This is a genomic window from Nocardioides sp. F233, assembly GCF_057813895.1.
On record NZ_JBVASH010000002.1, the window covers coordinates 972,559 to 996,156 of the forward strand.

20 protein-coding genes are annotated in these 23,598 nt (G+C 71.5%); 14 read left to right on the plus strand and 6 right to left on the minus strand.

The features are described from left to right. The first annotated feature begins 29 nt into the window (after positions 1-29). Positions 30-1,316, plus strand: a complete 1,287-nt coding sequence (locus ACZYRU_RS11080; RefSeq protein WP_488957137.1) for an aminotransferase class V-fold PLP-dependent enzyme — start codon at positions 30-32, stop codon at positions 1,314-1,316. A gap of 5 nt (positions 1,317-1,321) precedes the next feature. On the opposite strand, the gene ACZYRU_RS11085 is transcribed toward ACZYRU_RS11080, so the two are convergent. Continuing rightward, on the minus strand, positions 1,322-2,077 hold the full coding sequence (locus ACZYRU_RS11085) for a class I SAM-dependent methyltransferase (RefSeq protein WP_488957138.1): 756 nt from the start codon (positions 2,075-2,077) through the stop codon (positions 1,322-1,324). 44 nt (positions 2,078-2,121) lie between these two features. Here ACZYRU_RS11085 and ACZYRU_RS11090 point away from each other — a divergent pair, with 44 nt between their 5' ends. The 7 genes from ACZYRU_RS11090 to ACZYRU_RS11120 all read left to right on the plus strand — a co-directional run bounded on the left by ACZYRU_RS11090 (position 2,122) and on the right by ACZYRU_RS11120 (position 11,948). Further along, positions 2,122-3,060: an SMP-30/gluconolactonase/LRE family protein gene (locus tag ACZYRU_RS11090; RefSeq protein WP_488957139.1), complete on the plus strand. Its 939-nt coding sequence runs from the start codon at positions 2,122-2,124 to the stop codon at positions 3,058-3,060. An 18-nt stretch (positions 3,061-3,078) separates the two neighbouring features. Then, positions 3,079-4,998: a 1-deoxy-D-xylulose-5-phosphate synthase gene (gene dxs, locus ACZYRU_RS11095; protein ID WP_488957140.1), complete on the plus strand. Its 1,920-nt coding sequence runs from the start codon at positions 3,079-3,081 to the stop codon at positions 4,996-4,998. Between the two features lie 153 nt (positions 4,999-5,151). Continuing rightward, on the plus strand, positions 5,152-6,405 hold the full coding sequence (locus ACZYRU_RS11100) for a gluzincin family metallopeptidase (RefSeq protein WP_488957141.1): 1,254 nt from the start codon (positions 5,152-5,154) through the stop codon (positions 6,403-6,405). Further along, a complete protein-coding gene (locus ACZYRU_RS11105) occupies positions 6,405-7,886 on the plus strand; it encodes an amino acid permease (protein ID WP_488957142.1) in 1,482 nt (493 codons plus the stop codon). The genes ACZYRU_RS11100 and ACZYRU_RS11105 overlap by 1 nt, the downstream gene beginning before the upstream one ends. Positions 7,887-7,895: 9 nt before the next feature. Continuing rightward, on the plus strand, positions 7,896-8,846 hold the full coding sequence (locus ACZYRU_RS11110; RefSeq protein WP_488957143.1) for a proteasome assembly chaperone family protein: 951 nt from the start codon (positions 7,896-7,898) through the stop codon (positions 8,844-8,846). Next, positions 8,843-9,721, plus strand: coding sequence for an acyl-CoA thioesterase (locus ACZYRU_RS11115; RefSeq protein ID WP_488957144.1), 879 nt, complete (start codon positions 8,843-8,845; stop codon positions 9,719-9,721). The genes ACZYRU_RS11110 and ACZYRU_RS11115 overlap by 4 nt, the downstream gene beginning before the upstream one ends. A 148-nt stretch (positions 9,722-9,869) precedes the next feature. After that, positions 9,870-11,948, plus strand: a complete 2,079-nt coding sequence (locus tag ACZYRU_RS11120) for an elongation factor G-like protein EF-G2 (protein ID WP_488957145.1) — start codon at positions 9,870-9,872, stop codon at positions 11,946-11,948. A gap of 4 nt (positions 11,949-11,952) precedes the next feature. Here the strand turns inward: ACZYRU_RS11120 and ACZYRU_RS11125 are convergent, their stop codons facing one another. Next, complete coding sequence (locus ACZYRU_RS11125; protein ID WP_488957200.1) at positions 11,953-12,798, minus strand: MaoC family dehydratase; 846 nt, start codon at positions 12,796-12,798, stop codon at positions 11,953-11,955. A gap of 1 nt (position 12,799) precedes the next feature. Further along, a complete protein-coding gene (locus ACZYRU_RS11130; protein WP_488957146.1) occupies positions 12,800-14,134 on the minus strand; it encodes a 3-oxoacyl-ACP reductase in 1,335 nt (444 codons plus the stop codon). Between the two features lie 96 nt (positions 14,135-14,230). Between ACZYRU_RS11130 and ACZYRU_RS11135 the strand changes: the two genes are divergently transcribed. Further along, a complete protein-coding gene (locus ACZYRU_RS11135) occupies positions 14,231-15,511 on the plus strand; it encodes an acetyl-CoA C-acetyltransferase (protein WP_488957147.1) in 1,281 nt (426 codons plus the stop codon). A gap of 69 nt (positions 15,512-15,580) precedes the next feature. On the opposite strand, the gene ACZYRU_RS11140 is transcribed toward ACZYRU_RS11135, so the two are convergent. From ACZYRU_RS11140 to ACZYRU_RS11150, 3 genes are all read right to left on the minus strand, one after another. Further along, positions 15,581-16,267, minus strand: a complete 687-nt coding sequence (locus ACZYRU_RS11140) for a TetR/AcrR family transcriptional regulator (RefSeq protein ID WP_488957148.1) — start codon at positions 16,265-16,267, stop codon at positions 15,581-15,583. A 67-nt stretch (positions 16,268-16,334) separates the two neighbouring features. Next, complete coding sequence (locus ACZYRU_RS11145) at positions 16,335-17,864, minus strand: ATP-dependent DNA ligase (protein ID WP_488957149.1); 1,530 nt, start codon at positions 17,862-17,864, stop codon at positions 16,335-16,337. A gap of 167 nt (positions 17,865-18,031) precedes the next feature. Beyond that, positions 18,032-18,637 carry a TetR/AcrR family transcriptional regulator gene (locus ACZYRU_RS11150; RefSeq protein ID WP_488957150.1) on the minus strand — a complete coding sequence of 202 codons (606 nt, stop codon included), beginning with the start codon at positions 18,635-18,637 and terminating at the stop codon, positions 18,032-18,034. Positions 18,638-18,759: 122 nt separating this feature from the next. Here ACZYRU_RS11150 and ACZYRU_RS11155 point away from each other — a divergent pair, with 122 nt between their 5' ends. From ACZYRU_RS11155 to ACZYRU_RS11175, 5 genes are all read left to right on the plus strand, one after another. Next, positions 18,760-19,716 carry a DNA-3-methyladenine glycosylase family protein gene (locus ACZYRU_RS11155; RefSeq protein ID WP_488957151.1) on the plus strand — a complete coding sequence of 319 codons (957 nt, stop codon included), beginning with the start codon at positions 18,760-18,762 and terminating at the stop codon, positions 19,714-19,716. Between the two features lie 102 nt (positions 19,717-19,818). Further along, the gene (locus ACZYRU_RS11160; RefSeq protein ID WP_488957152.1) at positions 19,819-20,643 is read left to right on the plus strand and encodes an MlaE family ABC transporter permease; all 825 of its coding nucleotides are present in this window, start codon (positions 19,819-19,821) and stop codon (positions 20,641-20,643) included. Next, positions 20,643-21,512, plus strand: coding sequence for an MlaE family ABC transporter permease (locus ACZYRU_RS11165; RefSeq protein WP_488957153.1), 870 nt, complete (start codon positions 20,643-20,645; stop codon positions 21,510-21,512). Before ACZYRU_RS11160 ends, ACZYRU_RS11165 begins: the two co-directional genes overlap by 1 nt. Before the next feature lie 9 nt (positions 21,513-21,521). After that, a complete protein-coding gene (locus tag ACZYRU_RS11170) occupies positions 21,522-22,580 on the plus strand; it encodes an MCE family protein (RefSeq protein ID WP_488957154.1) in 1,059 nt (352 codons plus the stop codon). Then, entirely contained in the window at positions 22,577-23,593 is a 1,017-nt protein-coding gene (locus ACZYRU_RS11175) for an MCE family protein (RefSeq protein WP_488957155.1), read from the plus strand. The genes ACZYRU_RS11170 and ACZYRU_RS11175 overlap by 4 nt, the downstream gene beginning before the upstream one ends. The last annotated feature ends 5 nt before the right edge of the window (positions 23,594-23,598 follow it).

Sequence of the window (23,598 nt, forward strand, 5' to 3'; positions counted from 1 at the left end):
CCCCTCCCAGCCCCTTGACCGGAGATCCCGTGACCACCTCCCTGCTTCCCGTCGTCGGCGGTGACCTCCGGGTCCCGCTCGTCACCGGCGGCACCGTCCCCTACGCCAACCTCGACATCGCCGCCAGCGCCCCGGCGCTCGGCAGCGTCGCCGAGCGGGTGACCCAGTTCCTGCCGTACTACTCCAGCGTCCACCGCGGCGCGGGGCATGCTTCGGCCGTGAGCACGGCCGCCTACGAGACCGCCCGGCGTACCGTCGCCGGCTTCGTCGGCGCCCGCTCCGACGACGTCGTCCAGCTCGTCCGGCACACCACCGATGCCTTCAACCTGCTCGCCACCGCGGTTCCCGGCGAGGTCGTCACGCTTGACGTCGAGCACCACGCCAACCTGCTCCCGTGGGCCGGCCCGGGGCGTCGCACCGTCACGGCACGCCCGACGCTCGCCGCTACTCTGGCCGCGCTCGACGCCGAGCTGGCCCGCCGCCCGGCGGCGCTCCTGGCCGTCACCGGCGCCTCCAACGTCACCGGCGAGGTGCTGCCGCTGGCCGCGCTGGTCGAGATCGCCCACCGGCACGGCGCCCGGATCGCGGTCGACGGCGCCCAGCTGGTGCCGCACCGGCGGGTCGACGTCACCGCGCTCGACCTCGACTACCTCGCCTTCTCGGGGCACAAGCTCTACGCGCCGTACGGCGCCGGGGCGCTCGTCGGCCGCCCGGACTGGCTGGCTGCGGCGCCGCCGTACCTCGCCGGCGGGGGAGCGGTCCGCTCGGTCACCCTCGACGAGGTGGTCTGGGCCGACGCCCCCGCCCGGCACGAGGCCGGCACCCCGAACGTCGTCGGCGCCGTTGCGCTCGCCGCGGCCTGCGAGGCGCTCGCCTCGCTCTCCGAGACCACCCAGGTCCGGCACGAGGCCGACCTGCGCGACCGGTTGCGCGACGGCCTGGCCGCGCTGCCCGGCGTCCGGGTGCTGCGCCTGTGGGACGGCGAGACCGACATCCTCGGCCTGGCCACCTTCACCGTGGACGGACACCCCGCCGACCTCGTGGCGCAGTACCTCTCCGCCGAGCACGGCGTCGGCGTACGGCACGGCAAGTTCTGCGCCCACCCGCTGCTCGCCCGGCTCACGGGCGGGACATCGGCCGTGCGTGCGAGCGTCGGCCTCGGGACGAGCAGTGCCGAGGTCGACCGCCTGCTCGACGGGCTCCGGCAGCTGCTGACGACCGGACCCCGGTGGACCTACGACGCCGACCACCTCCCCGTCCCCGACCCGCGGCCGCTGCCCGCCTGGGCGCTGCCGCCGGAGGTCGTGCGCGGGTAGCCCGATCAGCGTTCGAGCACCAGCTGCCACGCGAAGCCCACCTGGTTGAAGGGCGCGCGATCGCACAGCTCGAGCTCGAGGGCGAGCAGCTCGTCGTGGAAGGCGCGGTCGTACTTGGCGGCCTCGTCGACGAGCAGGTCGTTGGCGATCCGGTTTCCGAAGAGGCCGCGGACCCGCAGACCCGCGGCCTCCGCCTCGTCCCGCGCGTCGGTCCAACGGACCTTGCGGGCCGTGGTCCGGAAGGTCTCGACGCCCGCCCGCTCGGCGTGCAGCTCCTCCCGCGCGGCCGCCGGACCGTCGTTGAGCAAGGAACGCAGCACCCGCCCGTCCGGGTTCACGTCGACGAGCGACAGTCGTCCGCCGGGGCGCACCCGGCCGGCCAGCGCTGCGACGTCGCCGACCCCGGCGGGTCGGTAGCGCAGCACGAAGTGGCACAGCGCCAGGTCCCACTCGCCGTCCGGCAGGTCGTCGAGCCCACCGACCACCGTCGTCAGCGCGACGCCCGCGTCGTGGGCCCGCCGGCGTGCTTCGGCGAGCCACGCGGCCGACGGGTCGACGACGGTGACGTCGTGGCCCGCGGCTGCGAGCGGCAGTGCGTCCTGCGCGTCGCCGCCGCCGACGTCGAGGACCCGCAGCCGCCCGCCGAGCGCCTTGGCCTGGCGGCGGAGCACCTCGCCGACGACGGCGTACCGGATCCGTGCCCACGGCGTGCGCACGTACTCCTGCCAGGCCGCCAGCTGGTCGTCGAACACGTCCGTCACGACATCAGTCTCGACCACGCCGCCGCGAGGACTAGGGTCGGCACGTGACCTCCCTCACCGTGATCCCTGTTCCCGGCCACGGCGCGGAGGACGTCGTCGTGGCGACGTCCGGCCCCGACCAGGGCTGCGTCTTCACCGGCACCGAGGACGGCGCGATCTTCCGGGTCAGCCCCGACGGCGCGAAGGTCGACCGGGTCGCCCACACCGGCGGCCGGCCGCTCGGCATCGAGTTCGCGCCGGACGGACGGCTGCTCGTGTGCGACGCACAGCGCGGGCTGCTGTGGGTCGACCCGGCCAGCGGCGCCGTCGAGCTGATCACCGCCGAGGTCGACGGCCGGGCGATGGTGTTCTGCAACAACGCCGCGATCGCCGCCGACGGCACGATCTGGTGGTCCGACTCCTCGACGGAGTTCGGGATCGCGCGCTGGAAGGACGACTTCGTCCGCAACACCCGCACCGGCCGGCTGATGCGCCGCGACCCCGACGGCACGGTCACGGTCGTCCTCGACGGGCTCGCGTTCGCCAACGGGGTCGCGCTGTCGACGGCAGGGGACTTCGTCTGCGTCGCCGAGACCGGCGCCCGCACCGTCGTCCGGCACTGGATCAGTGGCGACAAGCAAGGCACCCGCGACTTCCTCGCCACCGACCTGCCGGGCTACCCCGACAACATCGCCCGCGGCTCCGACGGCCTGATCTGGATCACCATCGCCAGCCCCACCGATCCGCTGGTCGAGCGGCTCCAGCGCGGCCCGATGGCCCTGCGCAAGCTGGCCACCAAGCTCCCGGAGGAGTTCCAGCCGAAGCCGAAGCAGACCGTCCGCGTCGTGGCGTACGACGAGCACGGCACCCTCGTGCACGACCTGGACCTGCCGACCGCGCAGCAGGGTGCGGCGTACCACATGGTGACCGGCGTGCGGGAGCACGACCGCCGGGTCTGGCTGGGCAGCCTGCACGAACCCGCGATCGCGTTCACCGACCTGTGACCACCTAGACTGGCCGCCATGTCTGTCCTCGAGAGCATCAGCACCCCGCGCGACCTGCGGGCCCTGTCCGAGGACGAGCTCACCCAGCTGGCGGCCGAGATCCGCGACCTGATGATCCGCACCGTCGCGACCAACACCGGCCACCTCGGGCCCAACCTCGGCGTGGTCGAGCTGACCCTCGCGATCCACCGGGTCTTCGACTCCCCGCGCGACAAGATCGTCTTCGACACCGGCCACCAGTCCTACGTCCACAAGCTCGTCACCGGCCGCGCCGGCGACTTCGGCACGTTGCGGCGCGAGGGCGGGCTGAGCGGCTACCCGAGCCAGACCGAGTCCGAGCACGACCTGGTCGAGAACTCCCACGCCTCCACGGCGCTGAGCTACGCCGACGGCATCGCCAAGGCGTTCCGGATCCGCGGCGAGGACCGGCACACCGTGGCCGTCATCGGCGACGGCGCGCTCACCGGCGGCATGGCCTGGGAGGCGCTCAACAACATCGCGATCCAGCACGACTCGAAGCTCGTGATCGTGGTCAACGACAACGGCCGCTCCTACACGCCGACCATCGGCGGACTCGCGACCGCGCTGACCAGTCTGCGCACGAACCCGCGCTACGAGCACGTCCTCGACATCGTGAAGCGCCGCCTCAACGCGGTGCCCGGCGTCGGCGCGGCGGCGTACGACGCCCTGCACGCCATGAAGAAGGGCATCAAGGACGCGCTCGCGCCCCAGGGACTCTTCGAGGACCTCGGGCTCAAGTACGTCGGCCCGGTCGACGGCCACGACCGCTCGGCGATGGAGCAGGCGCTCGCCCAGGCCAAGCGCTTCGGTGGACCGGTCATCGTGCACGCGATCACCCGCAAGGGCTTCGGCTACGACCCCGCCGAGCGGCACGAGGCCGACCAGTTCCACGCGCCCGGCCCGTTCGACGTGCAGACCGGCGCCGAGAAGCCCAAGGGCCCGATCTGGACCGACCACTTCGCCGACCACGTCATCGCGATCGGTGAGCGCCGACCCGACGTGGTCGCGATCACCGCGGCGATGATGCACCCGGTCGGGCTCGACAAGTTCCAGGCCCGGTTCCCCGAGCGCACCTTCGACGTCGGCATCGCCGAGCAGCACGCCGCGACCTCCGCCGCGGGCCTGGCGATGGGTGGCCTGCACCCGGTCTTCGCGGTCTACGCGACCTTCCTCAACCGGGCCTTCGACCAGGTGCTGATGGACGTCGCGCTGCACAAGTGCGGTGTGACCTTCGTGCTCGACCGCTCCGGCGTGACCGGCGACGACGGCGCCAGCCACAACGGCATGTGGGACATGTCCATCCTCCAGGTCGTGCCCGGCCTGCGCCTCGCGGCTCCGCGCGACGTGACCCGGATGCGCGAGCTGCTCGACGAGGCGGTCGAGGTCGCCGACGCGCCCACCGTCGTCCGCTTCCCGAAGGGCCCGCCGCCCGAGGACGTCCCGTCGATCGGCACCGAGGGCGGCTGCGACGTCCTGGTCCGCAACGGCGCCCACGACGTGCTCATCGTCTCCGTCGGCTCGATGGCGCCGATCGCCGTCGACGTCGCCCAGCGGCTGGTCGACCAGGGCATCGGCGTCACCGTCGTCGACCCGCGCTGGGTCAAGCCGGTCGACCCCGCGCTCGTCGAGCTCGCCCGCACCCACACCCGCGTCGTCACCCTCGAGGACAACGGCGTCGTGGGCGGCGTCGGTGCGGTGCTGCTGCAGACCCTCGCGGCCGCCGATGTCCGCACCCCGGTGCGCATCCACGGCATCCCGCAGGAGTTCCTCGACCACGCCAAGCGGGCCGCGATCCTCGAGCGGATCGGCCTGACCCCCTCGGCGATCGCGCTCGAGGTGCTCCACGACATCGCTCGGGACAGCGCGGACCCCGCCCCGGAAGGACGGGCGCTCCTCGATGTCGACGGGTCGCGCTAGCGGTTGCCGCCGGAGGCGCCTCGTAGGTGGTCCGTGTTCCGAGTGCGTGCATCGCAAGGCGCAGGCGCGAAGCCATACCGGGTTGTCTCGCAAGCGTCTGCAACGCCGCGAGGTGCGTGCTCGGGGCGCGGGACGCCCGAGGCACCTTCGGTGGTGACCGCTAGGGTAGCCCTCCCGGCCCTCGCCCTGCTCCTGCTGCCGCTCACCGCCTGCTCCGACGACCCGCCCCCGCCGACCTACACGGGCAGCGGGTACGACGACGTCGCGACCCTGATGCAGAAGGCCCTCGACAAGCGGGCGCGCGGGCTGCGCACCCACGACGTCGCCCGGTTCCGCAAGGCGCTCGACCGTGGGGATGCCGGGCTGGTCGAGGAGCAGCAGACCTACTTCGACAACCTGGCCCAGCTGCCCGTCGGCGAGCTCCACTACGAGGTCGCCGCCGACACGATCACACCGGTCGAGGGGAGCGAGGACTACTGGGTCGAGGTGGTGCTCAGCCTCGGCCTCGACGGGTACGACGCCGCGCCGACCCGCACCCGCGACCGGTTCCTGTTCACACCCTCACCCGACGGCCGCCGGTTCCTCATCACCTCGACCACCGACTACTCCTGGGAGACCGCGCACCCGGGCAACGTCCAGCCCTGGGACGTCGGCCCGATCCGGGTCGAGCACGCCGTCGGCGTCCTCGGCATCTTCGACGACACGACCGTGCGCAACGCCGGCAAGGTCCTCGACGCGGCCAGCAGCGGGCGCTCCGACGTGCGCAGCGTGATCGGCTCCACCAGCGCGGCCACGCCGACGGGCGTGGTCGTCTACTCTCTGCGCGACCCGGCGTTCCTGCGCGGCCTCGCCGACCAGACGGTGGGCGACCCCGACCGCGCCGACGGGCTCACGATCGCCGTGCCGGTCGACGGCATGGACGCGAGCCAGGGCGTCGCGTCGTACCGCGTCCTCGTCAACCCGCGCGTCCTGGACCAGCCGCTCGGCGTGCTCGGGCGGCTGGTCCGCCACGAGCTCACCCACGCCACGCTCGGCTCCCGCGGCCGCGGCGCGCCGCTGTGGCTGAGCGAGGGCGTCGCCGAGTACGTGTCGGTCCAGCCGATGGCGCCGAGCCGCCGCCGGCTCCCGGCCCGCGCGCTCGACCTCGCCGCGACCGTCACCGACCTCCCGGGCGCGGCCCAGTTCGGCGGCCCCGACGCCGAGGCCTGGTACGCCGTGTCCTGGTGGGTCTGCGAGTACGTCGCCAGCGTCTACGGCCGGCCGGTGCTGTTCCTGCTGCTCGACCGGCTCGCCGACGGCGCGGACCAGGCACAGGTCCTGCCCGAGGTCCTCGGTGTCACTCCCGCGCAGCTGGCCCAACGGGGTGTAGGACTGATGCAACGCACCTACTCGGGACAGGAGAGCTGATGAGCCTCTTCCGCACCAAGTCCGTCGAGCAGTCGATCGCCGACACTGACGAGCCGGGCCACCGGTTGCGCAAGGACCTCTCGGCGCTGGACCTCACCGTCTTCGGCGTCGGCGTCATCATCGGCGCCGGCATCTTCGTGCTCACCGGCACCGTGGCCGCCAGCAACGCCGGCCCGGCCCTCGCGCTGAGCTTCGTGATCGCCGCCGTCGCTTGCGGTCTCGCCGCGCTCTGCTACGCCGAGCTCGCCTCGACCGTGCCGGTCGCCGGCAGCGCGTACACGTTCAGCTACGCCACGCTCGGCGAGCTCGTCGCGTGGATCATCGGCTGGGACCTGGTCCTGGAGTTCACCGTCGGTGCCGCGGCGCTGTCGACCGGCTTCTCGGCGTACCTCCAGGAGGTGCTGAGCATCGTCGACGTCACGGTGCCCTCGCAGATCAGCTCCGCCGCCACGGGCGTGATCGACCTGCCGGCTGTGGTGATCGCCCTGCTCGTCACCTTCCTGCTGATCCGCGGCACGAAGTTCTCCAGCCGCTTCAACCAGGTCGTCGTCGCGCTCAAGCTGGTCGTGGTCGCCGCCGTGATCGTGGTCGGCATCGCCCACATCGACGTGAGCAACTGGACCCCGTTCATCCCCGACGCCCAGCCCGCGCCCGCATCGAGCGGCGGCTTCGCCGACGTCCCGCTGATCACCAGCCTGCTCGGCCTCGAGCCCGCGGTCTTCGGACTCGCCGGCGTCATCTCCGGCGCCGCCATCGTGTTCTTCGCCTTCATCGGCTTCGACATCGTCGCCACCACCGCCGAGGAGACGAAGAACCCGCAGCGCGACGTCCCCATCGGCATTCTCGCCTCGCTGGCGATCGTCACCGTCCTGTACGCCGCGGTCAGCCTCGTGGTCACCGGCCTGCGCAGCTACAAGGACATCGATCCGAACAGCGCGGCGCCGCTCGCCGACGCGTTCAAGGCCTCCGGCGTCGACTGGATGCCCAACCTGATCTCGATCGGCGCCTGCATCGGCCTGGTCGTCGTGGCCATGATCCTGATGCTCGGCCAGTCCCGGGTCGGCTTCGCGATGGCGCGTGACGGACTGCTCCCGCGCGGGCTCGCCAAGGTGCACCCGACCTGGGGGACGCCGTACCGGATCACGATCGTGACCGGCATCGCCGTCGCCGCGATGGCCGGCTTCGTCGACCTCAGCACGCTGGCCCACCTGGTCAACATCGGCACCCTGTTCGCGTTCATGCTGGTCAGCATCGGCGTCGTGGTGCTGCGCCGCAGCCGCCCCGACCTGCCCCGCGGCTTCCGTACGCCGGCCGCCCCGGTCGTGGCCGCCGTGTCGACGCTGATGTGCTTCTACCTGATGCTCAACCTGACCGGCGACACCTGGATCCGGTTCGGCGTGTGGATGGTGATCGGGTTCGTCGTCTACGTCGCCTACGGCCGCAGCCACAGCCGCCTGCAGCAGCCGCGGGCGACCGAATAGGCTCTCCGTGTGACCTCATCGCCCCGTCTCGTCCACATCGTCGACGAGGTGCCCGAGCTGGAGGGCGTCGAGAACCTCGCGCTCGTGGTGGCGCTCGAGGGCTTCCTCGACGCCGGCAACGCCGGTGCGCTCGCCGCGCGCCACCTGGTCCGCGCCGGTGCGTTCTCGACCGACGGCGGCGGCGTCGTGGTCGCGACCTTCGACGTCGACCAGCTCCACGACTACCGCGCCCGCCGGCCCCCGATGACCTTCGCGCGCGACCACTACGAGGGCTACGAGGCCCCGCGACTGGTGGTGCGGATGCTGCGCGACGCCGGCGGTACGCCGTACCTCCTGCTGCAGGGACCGGAGCCCGACATCCGCTGGGAGGCGTTCTGCCGCGGCGTGCGCGAGGTCGTCGAGCGCTTCGACGTCGCGCTGGTCGTCTCGATGGGCTCGGTGCCGATGGCGGTGCCGCACACCCGGCCGATCGCGATCACCCACCACGCCAACAACCCTGACCTGCTCACCGGCACCAGCCCGTGGCGCGGCGAGCTGCGAGTGCCGAGCAGCGCCCAGGCGCTGCTCGAGGTCCGGCTCGGCGACTGGGACCACGACGCGCAGGGCTTCGTCGCCCACGTGCCGCACTACCTCGCCCAGCTCGACTACCCGCGCGCCTCGGTGTCCCTGCTGGAGCAGGTCGAGCTGGCCGCCCGGATCACCGTCGACCTCTCCGAGCTGCGGGAGTCCGCCGACGAGCGCGAGGAGGAGATCGGTCGCTACCTGTCGGCCAACGACGAGGTCCAGGACGTCGTCACCGCGCTGGAGCAGCAGTACGACACCTTCGCGCGCGCCGAGGAGGAGGGCAGCAGCCTGCTGGCCGAGGACGAGCCGCTGCCGACCGGCGAGGAGATCGGCCGGCAGTTCGAGCAGTTCCTGGCCGGCCTCGAGGGGCCCGAGGACAACGGAGGCGCGTCATGACCGACCAGGCGAGCGAGCGGGTGATGGGCGAGGCCACGCAGAAGCTGGTCGCCCTGCTCGACCTCGAGCAGCTCGACACGGACCTCTTCCGCGGCCAGCAGCCGGAGACGATCCGCCAGCGGGTGTACGGCGGCCAGGTGGCCGCGCAGGCCCTGATCGCCGCGTCCCGGACGGTCGACGAGGGCATGCACGTGCACTCGCTGCACTCGTACTTCCTGCTGCCCGGCGACTACAACATCCCGATCATCTACGACGTCGAGCGGATCCGCGACGGCAAGTCCTTTGCCACCCGGCGGGTGCTCGCGCGTCAGCACGGCCGCCCGATCTACTACCAGTCGCTCAACTTCCAGCGTGCCGAGGACGGCCTCGAGCACCAGGACGTCATGCCCGAGGTCAAGCCGCCCGAGGACGGCCTGGACCTGATGGCGCTGATGGCCGAGCGCGGCACCGACGACGGTCTGAGCAAGGAGTGGGCCGCGCTCGACGTGCGCTGGCTCGGCAACTCCGCCCACGGCATGGAGCCGGACCCGATGCACCCGTCGAAGACCCAGGTCTGGATCCGGGTCGACGGCCGGCTCAGCGACGACCCGATGGAGCACCTCGCGACGTTCACCTACGCCAGCGACGTCTCGCTGCTCGGCGCAACCCTCGCCGCGCACCCGGAGCACGGGCCGCACAAGGTTCAGATGGCCTCCCTCGACCACACGATCTGGTTCCACCGGCCGTTCCGGGCCGACGAGTGGTGGCTCTACGACCAGTGGTCCCCGTCGGCCAGCGGCGGCCGCGGCCTCGCCCTGGGCCGGATCTTCACCCAGGACGGCACCCTCGTCGCCACGGTCGCCCAGGAAGGCCTGATCCGGCCAAGGACGCAGTAGCCCGCGAGGAACGAGCGGGCTGCGTGGGCGTCCGCAGATTGAGCAAGTGACGCGACTGAGGGACGAAGCCGCGTCGGCGCGTCGAAATCCATTCGCTCTCTGCCTCACGGCCCTTGTGCCCGTCGCCGCACAGGAGTTACGTGAACCCATGGCGGACAAGCGCGCAGAGAGGCGGGGCGAGCACGACCTCGCGGTAACCGGGCCCGACCAGGTACGCAACGTGGTCCTGGTCGGGCCTTCCCACTCGGGCAAGACCTCCCTCGTGGAGGCCCTTCTCCTGCACACCGGGGCGATCAACCGGGCGGGCAGCACGGCCGACGGCACGACGGTGTGCGACACCGAGGACGCGGAGCGCAGCCACGGCCGCTCCATCTCGCTGGCGGTCGCGCCGCTGGTGCACCGGCGCGTGAAGGTGAACCTCGTCGACACCCCCGGGTACGCCGACTTCGTCGGTGACCTCCGCGCCGGGCTGCGTGCCGCCGACTGCGCGCTGTTCGTCATCGCGGCCAACGAGGAGGTCGACGAGGGCACCCGGACCCTGTGGCGCGAGTGCGACCAGGTCGCGATGCCCCGCGCGGTCGTGGTCACCAAGCTCGACCACCCGCGCGCCGACGTCGACGCGGTCGTCGCGCAGGCCCGCGAGGCGTTCGGCGGCAAGGTGCTGCCGGTCTACCTCGCCGGCGCCGACGGCCTGACCGGGCTGCTGACCGGCGGCGTTGACGACCCGCGGCACGGCGAGCTGATCGAGGCGATCATCGAGGAGTCCGAGGACGAGGACCTGATGGACCGCTACGTCGGCGGTGATGAGATCGGCCTCGACGTCCTGGTCGCCGACCTGGAGACCGCGGTCGCCCGGGCCAGCTTCCACCCGGTGGTCCCGGCCTGCGCCGCCACCGGGGTCGGGCTCGGCGAGCTGCTCGACCTGTGCGTGGACGGCTTCCCGTCACCGCTGGAGCACACCTCGCCCGAGGTGTTCACCCCTGCCGGCGCGTCCGTCGGCCGGGTGTCCTGCGATCCCACCGGGCCGCTGGTCGCCGAGGTGGTGAAGACCGCCGCCGACCCGTACGTCGGCCGGATCAGCCTGGTCCGCGTCTTCTCCGGCACCCTCGAACCGGACACCGCGGTGCACGTGTCCGGCCACTTCTCCTCGTTCTTCGCCGCGGACGCCGGCCACGAGGACCACGACGAGGACGAGCGGATCGGTGCGGTCGGGCACCCGTTCGGCGCCGCGCAGGTACCGGCCGCGCGGGTCCTGGCAGGCGACCTCGCCACCGTCGCCCGGTTGTCCCGCGCCGAGACCGGCGACACCCTCTCCGCCGTCGTCAAGCCGCTGGTGCTGCGACCCTGGTCGATGCCCGACCCGCTGCTGCCGGTCGCGATCGAGGCAGCCACCCGCTCCGACGAGGACAAGCTGTCCCACGCGCTCGGTCGACTGGCCGCCGAGGACCCGAGCCTGCGGGTCGTGAACAGCTCCGACACGGGCCAGCTGGTGCTCTGGGTGATGGGGGAGTCCCACGCGGACGTCGTACTGGAACGTCTGGCCGATCGCCACGGCGTCACCGTCGAGCAGCGTGAGCTGCTGGTCCCGCTGCGCGAGTGCGTCACCGGACCGGCGAAGGGGCACGGCCGGCACGTCAAGCAGTCCGGCGGGCACGGCCAGTACGCCATCTGCGACATCGAGATCGAGCCGCTCCCCGAGGGCAGCGGCTTCGAGTTCGTCGACAAGGTCGTGGGTGGCGCGGTGCCGCGCAACTACATCCCCAGCGTCGAGAAGGGCGTACGCGCCCAGATGGAGCGCGGCCTGCGCCACGGCTACCCGGTCGTCGACCTCCGGGTCACGCTGACCGACGGCAAGGCGCACAGCGTGGACTCGTCCGACATGGCCTTCCAGAGCGCCGGGGCGCTGGCGCTGCGGGAGGCGGCCGAGGCGTCCGGCGTCTCCATGCTGGAGCCGTACGACGACGTCACGGTCCTGGTGCCCGACGACCTGGTCGGCCCGGTGATGAGCGACCTGAGCGCACGTCGGGCCCGGTTGCTCGGCAACGAGAACGTCGACGGCGGCCGGACCCTGGTGCGGGCGCACGTCCCGCAGCGCGAGCTGGTCCGCTACGCCGTCGACCTGCGGGCCTCGACGCGAGGTGCGGGCACCTTCACCCGCACCTTCGCGCACTACGAGCCGATGCCCGAGGAGCAGGCGCGGCAGGTGACGCCGCGCCCGCACCACTGACGGGCTACAGGGCGGTGGTGCGCCCCAGCAGGTGGGGCGCACCGTTCTTCGGGTTGACCAGCGTGAAGTCGTAGCCCGCCGCGTTGGCCTCGGCGCCGAACTGCGCCTTGCCGGGCAGGAAGATCGGCTTCTTGAACGCGACCTCGACCTTCACCTGGTCGGGGAGCCGGTTCTGCAGCGCCGCGATGCAGCGGGCCTTGCTCCACATGCCGTGCGCGATGTGACGCGGGAAGCCCAGCGCCTTCGCGGTCAGCGGGTAGAGGTGGATCGGGTTCCGGTCGCCCGACACGGCGCCGTACGTCCGGCCGATGTTCTCCGGGATGCTCCACACCGGGCCCTTGGCCGTGATGGCGTTCAGCGCCATCCCGGGGTCGCCCTTCTCCTTGTCGCCCTTGCCGACCCGCAGGTAGGTCGACACCGACTCCCACACGACCTCGTCACCCACGGTGCCGGTGACGTTCATGTCCCAGGCGCGGCCCTTGGTGCTGGCCCGCAGGTTGTCGGCCTTCAGCGAGAGCGACACGGTCTCGCCGATCGCGACCGGACGGTGCTGCACGATCGTGTTCTCCAGGTGCACCGAGCCGATGGCCGGGAACGGGAACTTCGCGTCGGTCATCAGCTGCATGTGCAGCGGGAACGCCAGCATGTGCAGGTACGGCACCGGCGCGACGTCGCGGTTCGGGAAGCCGCACACGGCGGCGTACCGCTCCACGGCCGAGCGCTCCACCACCACGTCGTTGCGCGACAGGGTGAGGTCCGGCAGCGCGCCGCCGGTCTTCTTGATGCCCGGCAGCTGGTTCACGCCGGGGACCGCGGGCAGCGCGGCCTTCAGCATCACGGGGAGGGCCATCTCAGGCACCCAGCATCATCTGGCCGCAGACCCGCACGACGTTGCCGTTGACGGCGGTCGAGGCGGGGGAGGCGTACCAGGCGATGGTCTCGGCGACGTCGACCGGCAGCCCGCCCTGCGACATCGCGTTCAGGCGCTGGCCGACCTCCCGGGTCGCGAACGGCACGGCGGCGGTCATCTGGGTGATGATGAAGCCCGGCGCGACGGCGTTGATCGTGACGCCGTCCTCGAGCTTCTCGGCCAGGGAGTCGACGAAGCCGATCACGCCGGCCTTCGAGGCGGCGTAGCTGGTCTGGCCCAGGTTGCCGGCGATGCCCGCGATCGAGGCGACGCCGATGATCCGGCCGTTGGCGTTGACGACCTTCTGGTCGAGCAGCTCGGCGGTGATCCGCTCGGGCGCCTCCAGGTTGATCTGCAGCACCTTGCCGAAGCGCTCCGGCGTCTGGTTGGCGAGCTTCTTGTCCATCGTCACGCCCGCGTTGTGCACGACGATGTCGACGCCGCCGTGCTTCTCCTTGAGGTGGTGCGCGATCCGCTGGGGCGCGTCGGCCGCGGTGATGTCGAGGGTGAGCCAGTCGCCGTCGAGCTCGTTCATGACCTTGACCAGCTCGTCGGCGGCCTGCGGGACGTCGAGGCCGACGACCTTGGCGCCGTCGCGGTGCAGCACCCGGGCGATCTCCTCGCCGATGCCGCGGCTGGCGCCGGTCACGAAGGCGACCTTGCCGGCGAGCGGCTGGGTCCAGTCGGCAAGGGCCGAGCCGTGGGTCTCGTCGTGGGCGCCGATCCGGACGACCTGACCCGAGACGTACGCCGACTTCGGGCTGAGCAGGAAGCCGAGGGTGGACAGGACCGAGTCCTCGTAGCCGTCGGCCACGTAGACCAGCTGGACGGTGCCGCCCTTGCCGATCTCCTTGCCGAGGCTGCGGGTGAAGCCCTCGAGGGCGCGCTGCGCGATCTCCTCGCTGCCCTCGACCAGCGCGGGCGGCGTACCGATGACGACGACGCGGGCGCAGCTCTTGAGGCTGCGCATGACCGGGGTGAAGAACGCCTGCAGCTCGACGAGCTGCTCGACCGTGGTGATGCCGGTGGCGTCGAAGACCAGGCCCTTGTACTTCTCGCCCTCGGCCTGCGCGCTCGCGGAGGCGATGCCGAGCACGTCGAGCAGGCCGGGCAGGGACTCGATGAGGCGGCCGCGGCCGCCCACGAGGACGGTGCCGCTGACCAGCGGGTCGCCGGCCTTGTAGCGGTCCAGCTTGGTGGGGTTCGGCAGTCCGAGGTTCTTGACGAGGAGCTTGCCGATCGGGGAGCTCACGAAGCCCTGGTACTTGTCAGTCATGACACCATGTAACTAGATGTGTAACTCTGAGTCCACATTTCGTGATCTCGCCCTCAATCGGTTCTCCGGAGGGCCCCGCTGCGTGAGGATTGATCCATGACCGAGACTGTTCGCCGGGCCGCCGTACTGGGCGGTAACCGTATTCCGTTCGCCCGCTCCAACGGCGCCTACGCCACCGCCTCCAACCAGGAGATGCTGACCGCTGCTCTCGACGGCCTCGTGGCGCGCTTCGGGCTGGAGGGTGAACGTCTGGGTGAGGTCGCCGGTGGCGCCGTCCTCAAGCACAGCCGCGACTTCAACCTGGTCCGCGAGTCGGTGCTCAGCACCCGCCTCGCCCCCGAGACCCCGGCCATCGACCTGCAGCAGGCCTGCGGCACCGGCCTCCAGGCGATCAACTACATCGCCAACAAGATCAAGCTCGGCCAGATCGACTCCGGCATCGGCGGTGGCGTCGACACCACCTCCGACGCTCCCATCGCGATCTCCGAGAAGCTGCGCAAGAAGCTGATCCAGCTCAACAACGCGCGCTCCACCAAGGACCGCCTCGCGATCCTCGCGACCATCCGCCCCGGCGACATCGGCCTCGCGGTCCCGTCCAACGGCGAGCCGCGCACCAAGCTCTCCATGGGCGAGCACCAGGCGCTGACCGCCCTCGAGTGGCAGATCGCCCGCGAGGCCCAGGACGAGCTGGCCGTCACCTCCCACCACAACCTCGCGGCGTCGTACGACGAGGGCTGGCAGGACGACCTCATCTCGCCGTTCCGCGGCCTGGAGCGCGACAACAACCTGCGCGCCGACTCCTCGCTGGAGAAGCTCGCCAAGCTCAAGCCGGTCTTCGGCAAGGGCGAGGCCGCCACGATGACCGCCGCCAACTCGACCCCGCTGACCGACGGCGCCTCCGCCGTCCTGCTCGGCTCGGACGAGTGGGCCGAGGCCCACGGCCTGGAGGTGCTCGCGTACTTCGTCGACTCCGAGGTCGCCGCCGTCGACTTCGTCAACGGTGCCGAGGGCCTGCTGATGGCGCCGGCGTACGCCGTGCCGCGGATGCTCGAGCGCAACGGCCTGAGCCTGCAGGACTTCGACTTCTACGAGATCCACGAGGCCTTCGCCTCGCAGGTGCTCTCGACCCTCGCTGCGTGGGAGAGCCCGGTGTTCTGCAAGGAGCGCCTCGGCCTCGACGCGCCGCTGGGCTCGATCGACCGCAGCAAGCTCAACGTCAAGGGCTCCTCGCTCGCCGCGGGTCACCCGTTCTCCGCCACCGGCGGCCGGATCGTGGCCAACACGGCCAAGCTGCTCAAGGCCAACGGCGGCGGGCGTGCGCTGATCTCGGTCTGCGCGGCCGGCGGCCAGGGCGTCGTCGCGATCATGGAGCGCTGACGACCTTCGCTCGTCGACACGGCCCGTTCTCCCCCTGGGGAGGGCGGGCCGTTCGTCGTACCGCTGGGGTCAGGCGGTGACGAGCGCGACGGCCGAGCGGACCATGTAGGAGCGCACCTGCGCCGCCGAGATCTGCCCGACGGTCGGGATGCCCGGCGCGACCTCACTGACGAGGATGCCGAGCCGGGCCAGCTGCAGGGCGCCGAGGCCGCTGGCGTACAGCGCGTTGGCGAGGAGCACCGGGTCGTCGCTCAGGTTGAACGCGCCCTCCTCGACGCCGTGGCTGAGGGTGTCGGACAGGACGGTCAGGCAGGACGTGATCCCGCGCCCGAGCTTGAACAGCGGCCCCTCCGCGATCTCGTCGAGCAGCTCGTCGCCGGGCCGCACCATCAGCGCCTGCGCGCAGTCGACGAACGCCGGGTGCGCGACGCCGTAGTCGACGAACGCCCCCACGATCCGCTCCAGCTGCTCGCCCGGCGCGCTCCCGCTCGCCGCGGCCGCCGCCATCACGTCGTGCAGCTCCTCGAGGTAGCCGACCAGGGTGAGCGCGAACAGCTCCTCCTTGCCGGTGAAGTGCCGGTAGACGATCGCCCGGTTGATCCCGACCGCGCTCGCGATCTCCTCGATCTGGACCTCGCGGACGCCGCGGGAGTCGAAGATCTGTCGGGTCGCCGCGATGATCTCCGCCTGCCGCGCCTTCCGACGCGCGGCCGCCGCCTTGCGACGGCCGTCGGTGGCTGGTGCGTTGGTCGCCATGGGAGAAGTGTACGAGACGTGCAACTCGGTGTTGCAACATCTCCGCCAGCTGGAGATGGCGCGGTGTTCAGGGAGTCGCGAGTGCCCGCACTGTCTCGATCGTGTCCGCCTCGTCGGCGGACTTGTCGTCCCGGTACCGCACGACCCGCGCGAACCGCAGCGCCAGCCCACCCGGGTACCGCGTCGAGCGCTGCAACCCGTCGAAGGCGATCTCGACGACCTGCTCCGGCCGGACGGTGACCACCCAGCCGTCGTCCTCGACCTCCAGCTCGCGGAACCGGGAGGTCTGCCAGGCCAGCATCTCGTCGGTCATCCCCTTGAACGTCTTGCCGAGCATCACGAAGCCAGAGGGCGAGGACGGGTCGCGGGCGCCGAGGTGGATGTTGGAGAGCCAGCCGCGGCGGCGGCCGGAGCCGTGCTCGACGGCGAGGACGACCAGGTCGAGGGTGTGGACCGGCTTCACCTTGACCCAGGCGGAGCCGCGGCGGCCGGCGTCGTACGGCGCGTCGAGGGACTTCACGACGACGCCCTCGTGTCCCGAGGCCAGCACCGAGTCGGTGAAGACCGCTGCCGAGGCGACGTCGGAGCCGATCCAGCGTTGGACCCGGTGCGCGGCGGGGACGAGGTCCTCGAGGACCTGCCAGCGCTCGTGGGCGGGGCGGTCGATGAGGTCGGTGCCGTCGAGGTGCAGCACGTCGAAGAAGTACGGCGTCACGACCGACGCGGCGGGGACCGTCGAGGACGACGTGCGGGAGGCCGTCTCCTGGAAGGGCCGCGGGCGGCCGTCGGCGGCGAGCCACAGTGCCTCGCCGTCCAGCACGACCTGCGAGGCGGGCAGGGCGCGGACGATGGCGACCACCTCGGGCAGGCGGTGGGTGATGTCGTCGAGGCTGCGGGTGGCGACCACGACGTCGTCGCCGTTGCGGTGCACCTGGATCCGGATGCCGTCGAGCTTCGCGTCGACGCCGACCTCCACGCCGGCGACGCCGGAGCCGGCCTTGGCGATGGCCGCGGCCACGTCGGGGGCGGAGGAGGCGAGCATCGGGAGCACCGGGCGGCCGACGGTCAGCCCGACGTCGGCGAGGGCAGCAGCGCCGAGGAACGCCGCATCGACGACGTACGTCGACCCGCCCGCCAGCATCGCCGCCCGCCGCACCGCGGCGAGCGGCACGTCCGCGGCAGCAGCGAGGGCCTCGGTGACGACCGCCTCCAGAGCGCCCTGGCGGACCTCGCCGACGGCGACGGCGCGCAGCCACTCCTGCTCGACGGCGGTGGCGCGGCCGAACAGGTCCGCCACGGCGGCGGCGCGCAGCCCGACGGAGCCCGGGCCGGCGAGCAGCGACATCGCCTCGAAGGCGGCGTCCACCTCGCCCACCTCCAGCGACGACTCGAGCGCGGGGGAGGGCAGGGACTGGAGACCCCGCCACCCGAGTCCGGTACGACGCTGCCGGAGCCGCCCGCTCAGGTAGTGCGCGACCAACGACCGCTCCTCGGCGGCCGCAGACGCCAGCAGCGCGCTGATCAGCCGCGTCTTCTCCTTGCGCGAGCGCGTCGCGGCGACCTGGCGGGAGACGTCGGCGAGGTCGCGGAGCAGCATGGGATCAGCCTCGATCCGTGGACGGGCGCCGTAGCGAGCGACGCCAGAGGGGTGCGATGGCAAGGCGCGGGCGCGAAGTCGTGCTTGTCCGCCCATCGAGCGTCCGCAACGCGGCCAGCGTGCCGCTCTGGTGTCGCGTAGTAGGCGGGCCGTCCACGGATCGAGGCTTAGCGCGTGGCGTCCAGGGAGGCGGCGGTGACGGCCCCGTCGATGACGTGCTCGTACACGTCGTCGAGGTCGAGGTCGGCGTTGGTGCCGGACAGGTCGCCGAAGTAGCCGGCGACCTCGAGGGACACGAAGCCATGGAGGCAGGCGAACAGCGCCATCGCGTTCTGCAGCAGCCGCTCGTCGGGGAGGCCGGCGGAGCGGCCCATGATCGCGAGCGCCTCGATCGCGTCGAGCGCGGCGGCGTAGAACTCCTCGCGGTCGATCGGGGGCCGGGTGAGGGCGGCGTACCGCTGCGGGTGGGTGCGGGCGAAGGTTCGCAGCGCGTGGCTGAGAGCGCGCAGGCCGGCGACGCCGGCATGCCCCATCGCGGCGCCCCGGACGTGGTCGCCGAGCAGCCGCATCGCGCGCACCTGGATCAGCGCGCGCAGGTCCTCGAGGTTCGCGACGTGGTTGTAGAGCGAGGAGACCCGGGCCTCGAGCTCGGCGGCGAGCGACGTCATCGTGAGGGCGTCGTACCCGTCACGGTCGACGAGCGCCTCCGCCGCCTGGAGGACCGCCTCCTGGTCGAGGCGGGCCCGGCGACTGCGGGTCGTGTCGATGCTCAACTGCCCTCCGGAGCCTGGGGAAGAATGTCGGTGACGAACGAAAGATATTCGTTGTTGCATGACAGAGCCTAGTCTCTTGCGACCCGGAGCGCAGCGACCTGCCCGAGCCCTACAGTGCTCCCGTGACCTCCCCGGACGAACCGGTCGCCCCGGACGCGGAGCGCGTGTGGCTCCCGGGTCGTCCCGTTCCGGTCGGCGCGTTGCTGCGCCAGCAGCGCCACGGCGGCGGTGACCCGACCCACCGGCTGGCGCTCGCAGGTCGGCACTGGCGGGCCTCCCGTACGCCGGACGGCGTGGCGACCCTCGCCGTCACCGAGCAGGACGCGACCGGGGCGATCACCGCGCAGGCCTGGGGGCCGGGCGCCGCCTGGGCGATCGCCCAGCTCCCCGCGCTGCTCGGCGACCTCGACGACTGGGCCGGCTTCGAGCCGCGCCACCCGGTGCTCGAGGAGGCCCGGCGCCACCACCCGCACCTCCGGCTGGGCCGCACCGGACTGGTCATGGAGGCGCTGGTGCCCGCGATCATCGAGCAGAAGGTCACCGGCCAGGAGGCCTTCGCCGGCTTCCGCGCTCTCGTACGACGCCACGGCACCCTCGCGCCCGGACCTGGCTCCGCGCTCGGGCTGATGGTCCAGCCCGACGCCGCGGCGCTGCGCCAGGTCCCGTCCTGGGAGTGGCTGCGCCTGCACATCGACCCCGCCCGCAGCCGAGCGGTGGTGACCGCCGCCCGGCACGCCGAAGCCCTGGAGCGGGCCGCCGGCCTGCCGGGGGAGCAGGCCGAGGCGCGGCTGCGGGCGCTGCCCGGCATCGGGGTGTGGACCGCCGCCGAGGTCCGCCAGCGTGCGCTCGGCGACCCCGATGCGGTCTCGTACGGCGACTACCACGTCGCCAAGGACGTGGGTTGGGCGTTGGAGGGACAGCTGTTCGACGACGCCGAGCTGGCCCGGTACCTCCGCCCCTGGCAGGGCCATCGGGGTCGGGTCCCGTTCCTCGTGGCGGCCGCCGGGCTGCACCGTCCCCGCCGTGGTCCACGAATGGCGCCACGTGATCACCTCAGGAGCCGTGACCAATTTGCGTGATAAGTGTTACACCGAGCAACAGGCAGTCACGGGGGGCTGTCTGCGACCGGTTCCACCGGTGAGACAGGCAGGGGTGTTTATGCACGAGAGGCGGTTGCCCGGATGAGCGCCGTGGTCGCCGGGGGACGTTCCATCCTCGACAACATGACCGGTCGGTTCAGGGCCGGGGTGGTCACCACGGGGGAGCTGGTCAAGCTCGCTGTGGAGTCCATCCAGTGGGGGTTCTCCGACATCGTCGCGCGCAGGTTCTCGTGGTCCGAGTTCCTGCTGCAGTGCTGGTTCATGACCCGGGTGTCGCTGCTGCCCACGATCCTGGTGGCGATCCCGTTCGGCGTGATCACCTCCGTGCAGATCGGTGCGGCGGCCAACCAGATCGGCGCGCAGTCGTTCATCGGTGCGGTCAACGGCATCGGCGTGCTCCGGCAGGGTGCGCCGCTCGTGACCTCGCTGATGATCGCGGGCGCGGTCGGCTCGGCGGTGTGTGCCGACCTCGGTGCCCGCACCGTGCGCGAGGAGATCGACGCCCTCAAGGTCATGGGCATCTCGCCCATCCAGCGCCTGGTCGCACCCCGCATCCTCGCTGCCCTGCTGGTCTCGGTCCTGCTGACGATCATCGTCGCGATGACCGCCATGACGACGGCGTTCGTGATCGTCGTCGGCGGCGGCCAGATCTCCTCGGGCACCTACCTCGACTCGTTCGTCGGGCTCGCCCAGCCGGGCGACCTGATCCTCGCGGAGTTCAAGGGCCTGCTGTTCGGGTTCGTCGCGATCATCGTGTGCGCCCACAAGGGACTCAGCGCCCACGGCGGCCCGAAGGCCGTGGCCGACGCCGTCAACCAGGCCGTCGTGCTCAGCGTGATCATGCTCGCGGTGATCAACGTCGGCCTGACCCAGGCGTACGTGATGCTCTTCCCCGGAGGTGCCTGATGTCCGGGGTCCAGCTCGGTCGCGGCGTCGGAGCCCGGTTCTCCGACGCGCTCGTCGGCGCTGCCGACTCGGTGATGAGCACGCTCGCGCTGCTCGGCTCGTTCGTGAGCTTCTCCGGCAAGGTCTTCCGCGAGATCCCCGCGACGATCGCCCTCTACCCCAAGGAGGTGCTGCGCCAGATCAAGGACATCGCCTGGGGCAGCGGTGCCCTCCTCGTCGGTGGCGGCACGGTCGGCGTGATGATCCTGCTCTCCGTCGCGGCCGGTACGTCGATCGGCATCGAGGGCTTCAACGGCCTCGAGATCGTCGGCCTGGCGCCGTTGACCGGCTTCATCTCCGCGAGCGTCAACACCCGTGAGCTGGCGCCGCTCATCGCCGCCCTGGCGCTCGGCGCCCAGGTCGGCTGCCGGTTCACCGCCCAGATCGGCTCGATGAAGATCCACGAGGAGATCGACGCCCTCGAGGTGATGGCGGTCAGCGCCGTGCGCTACGTCTGCACCACCCGGGTCATCGCCTGCATGGTCGCCATCCTGCCGCTCTACCTGATCGGCCTGATCGGCAGCTACATCGCCTCGCAGGCCTCGGTCGTGATCCTGTTCGGGCAGTCACCCGGTCAGTACGACCACTACTTCTCGACGTTCATCCAGGGCAGGGACATCGTCTTCTCGATCGTGAAGATCCTGATCTTCGCGCTGACCGTGGCGCTGATCCACTGCTGGTACGGCATGCGGGTCGGCGGCGGTCCGCAGGCGGTCGGAGAGGCGACCGGTACCGGCATCCGGGCCAGCATCGTCTCGATCGTCCTCCTCGACATGGTCCTCACCCTGGTGTTCTGGGGCGGCGACCCGGGCTTCCGGATCTCCGGGTGAGGTGACGACATGGCACGAGAGATCTCCCGCAACCACCTGGCCCGACGCGGCCTGATCGCGATCGTCGCGATCGCCGTCATCGGTGCCTTCATCACCCTGCGCAGCAACGGCACGTTCGGATCCAAGCCGCACGTCAGTGCCGAGGTCGCCAACGCCGGCGGCGCGCTGCGCGCCGGCTCCGACGTCAAGATGAACGGCGTCATCGTCGGCAAGGTCACCCAGATCAGCCGCGCCGCGTCCGGCGGCGTCACCGTCGACATGGAGATGTCGAAGAAGGACATGGACGTCGTCCCCGGCAACGTCGTGGCGCGGATCCTTCCCGCCACGGTGTTCGGTACGACGTTCGTCGACCTCGTGGTCCACGGCAAGCCGTCCGGTGAGCTCCGGGCCGGCGCCAAGGTCCAGGCCGACAGCACCCAGGAGACCCTGGAGCTGCAGCAGGCCCTCGACGACATCGACCGCCTCGTCAAGGCGCTCGGCCCCGCCGAGCTCGCCTCGGCCATCGGCTCGGCCGCAGAGGCGCTCGACGGCCGTGGTGGCCAGATCGGGCAGACCGTCCGCACGCTCAACGACTACCTCGACCGGATCAACCCGCGGATGCCGCAGGTCCGTTCCGACCTCCAGGCGCTCGCGTCCACGACCCAGCTCGTCAACCAGATCGCGCCTGACCTGCTCGACGCGACCGACGACGTGCTGGTCACGCTGCACACGATCGTCACCCAGGAGGCCGCGATCACCGCGCTCATCAGCGGCGGCACCAACCTGGCGAAGACGTCGGGTGCCTTCCTGAACAAGAACGAGAAGAACCTGGTGGACTTCATCAACGGCTCGGCGGTGCTCCTCGACGCGGTCTACGACAACCGCAAGGCCGGCATCACCGACGCGCTCGCCGTCAACATCGTGCTCGGTACCAACCTGCCCCAGGCGGTCCGCGGTGGCTTCGTGAGGACCGACGGCACGCTGCGCCTGTCGCCGCCTCCGTACTACACCAGCGGCCAGCAGCCGGCGTACCGCACGGGCAGCACCGACCCCGCGGGCGTCGGTCGACTGTGGGGGGACGGCCGATGACCGGGCTGCGCTCGATCGCGATCAAGTTCACCGCGTTCGCGGTGGTGAGCGGGCTGATGCTGCTCCTGCTGGTCAACACCATGCAGAACGGCGTGCCCGGCGGCACCCACACGTTCACGGCGGAGTTCGCCGACGTCAGTGGCCTGCGCGTCGGTGACGACGTCAAGGCGGCCGGTGTCCGGGTCGGCCAGGTCAAGCACATCAAGGCCACCGCCGACGGTGCCGAGATCAAGGTCGAGCTGGTCGAGGAGCAGCCGCTGCTCGACACGACCAAGCTGGTCATGCGCTACCAGAACCTCCTCGGCCAGCGGTACATCTCGCTGATCCAGGGGGCCCAGCGCGGTGCCACGCTCAAGGACGGCGCCACGGTGCCGATCGCGCGCACCGACCCGGGCTTCGACCTGACCGGGCTGCTCAACGGCTTCCGGCCGCTGTTCAAGGTGCTCCAGCCCGGCGACGTCAACAAGCTCGCGACGTCCCTGGTCAAGGTGCTCCAGGGTGAGGGCGGCACGGTCGAGCAGCTGCTCGCCCAGACCGGCCAGCTCAGCAACTTCCTCGCCGACCGCGACACCGTGATCGGCGAGGTGATGACCAACCTCAAGCCCGTGCTCGACAACATCGCCGGACAGGGCGACGAGCTCTCCAAGACGGTCGTCGAGCTGCGCAAGCTGATGACCGGGCTGGCCGAGGACCGCAAGTCCATCGGTGCCTCGATCGACGGCGTCAGCCGGCTCGTCGGCGCGACCAGCTCGCTGCTCAAGGAGGTCAAGGTGCCGCTGACCAAGACGACCGACCGCCTGGTGACGGTGGCGGACATGTTCGAGAGGTCCCGAGGAAGCCTGGTGCAAGCGATCCCTGCGTTCACGACCGTCTTCGAGTCGCTCGGCCGGGCGACGTCGTACGAGAACGCGCTCAACGTCTACGTCTGCTCGCTCTCCGTGGCGCTGACGGCGAACAGCGCGGGCATCAACCCGGTCGGCAACAACGGCCCCTGGTCGGCGGCGTGCCGATGAAGCCC

What these genes read in the sequence shown, in the direction of transcription:
- dxs (WP_488957140.1), top strand. Translation starts at nt 3,079, where the DNA reads ATGTCTGTCCTCGAGAGCATCAGCACCCCGCGCGACCTGCGGGCCCTG.
- ACZYRU_RS11105 (WP_488957142.1), top strand. Translation starts at nt 6,405, where the DNA reads ATGAGCCTCTTCCGCACCAAGTCCGTCGAGCAGTCGATCGCCGACACT.
- ACZYRU_RS11115 (WP_488957144.1), top strand. Translation starts at nt 8,843, where the DNA reads ATGACCGACCAGGCGAGCGAGCGGGTGATGGGCGAGGCCACGCAGAAG.
- ACZYRU_RS11120 (WP_488957145.1), top strand. Translation starts at nt 9,870, where the DNA reads ATGGCGGACAAGCGCGCAGAGAGGCGGGGCGAGCACGACCTCGCGGTA.
- ACZYRU_RS11125 (WP_488957200.1), bottom strand. Translation starts at nt 12,798, where the DNA reads ATGGCCCTCCCCGTGATGCTGAAGGCCGCGCTGCCCGCGGTCCCCGGC.
- ACZYRU_RS11130 (WP_488957146.1), bottom strand. Translation starts at nt 14,134, where the DNA reads ATGACTGACAAGTACCAGGGCTTCGTGAGCTCCCCGATCGGCAAGCTC.
- ACZYRU_RS11135 (WP_488957147.1), top strand. Translation starts at nt 14,231, where the DNA reads ATGACCGAGACTGTTCGCCGGGCCGCCGTACTGGGCGGTAACCGTATT.
- ACZYRU_RS11140 (WP_488957148.1), bottom strand. Translation starts at nt 16,267, where the DNA reads ATGGCGACCAACGCACCAGCCACCGACGGCCGTCGCAAGGCGGCGGCC.
- ACZYRU_RS11145 (WP_488957149.1), bottom strand. Translation starts at nt 17,864, where the DNA reads ATGCTGCTCCGCGACCTCGCCGACGTCTCCCGCCAGGTCGCCGCGACG.
- ACZYRU_RS11160 (WP_488957152.1), top strand. Translation starts at nt 19,819, where the DNA reads ATGAGCGCCGTGGTCGCCGGGGGACGTTCCATCCTCGACAACATGACC.
- ACZYRU_RS11165 (WP_488957153.1), top strand. Translation starts at nt 20,643, where the DNA reads ATGTCCGGGGTCCAGCTCGGTCGCGGCGTCGGAGCCCGGTTCTCCGAC.
- ACZYRU_RS11170 (WP_488957154.1), top strand. Translation starts at nt 21,522, where the DNA reads ATGGCACGAGAGATCTCCCGCAACCACCTGGCCCGACGCGGCCTGATC.
- ACZYRU_RS11175 (WP_488957155.1), top strand. Translation starts at nt 22,577, where the DNA reads ATGACCGGGCTGCGCTCGATCGCGATCAAGTTCACCGCGTTCGCGGTG.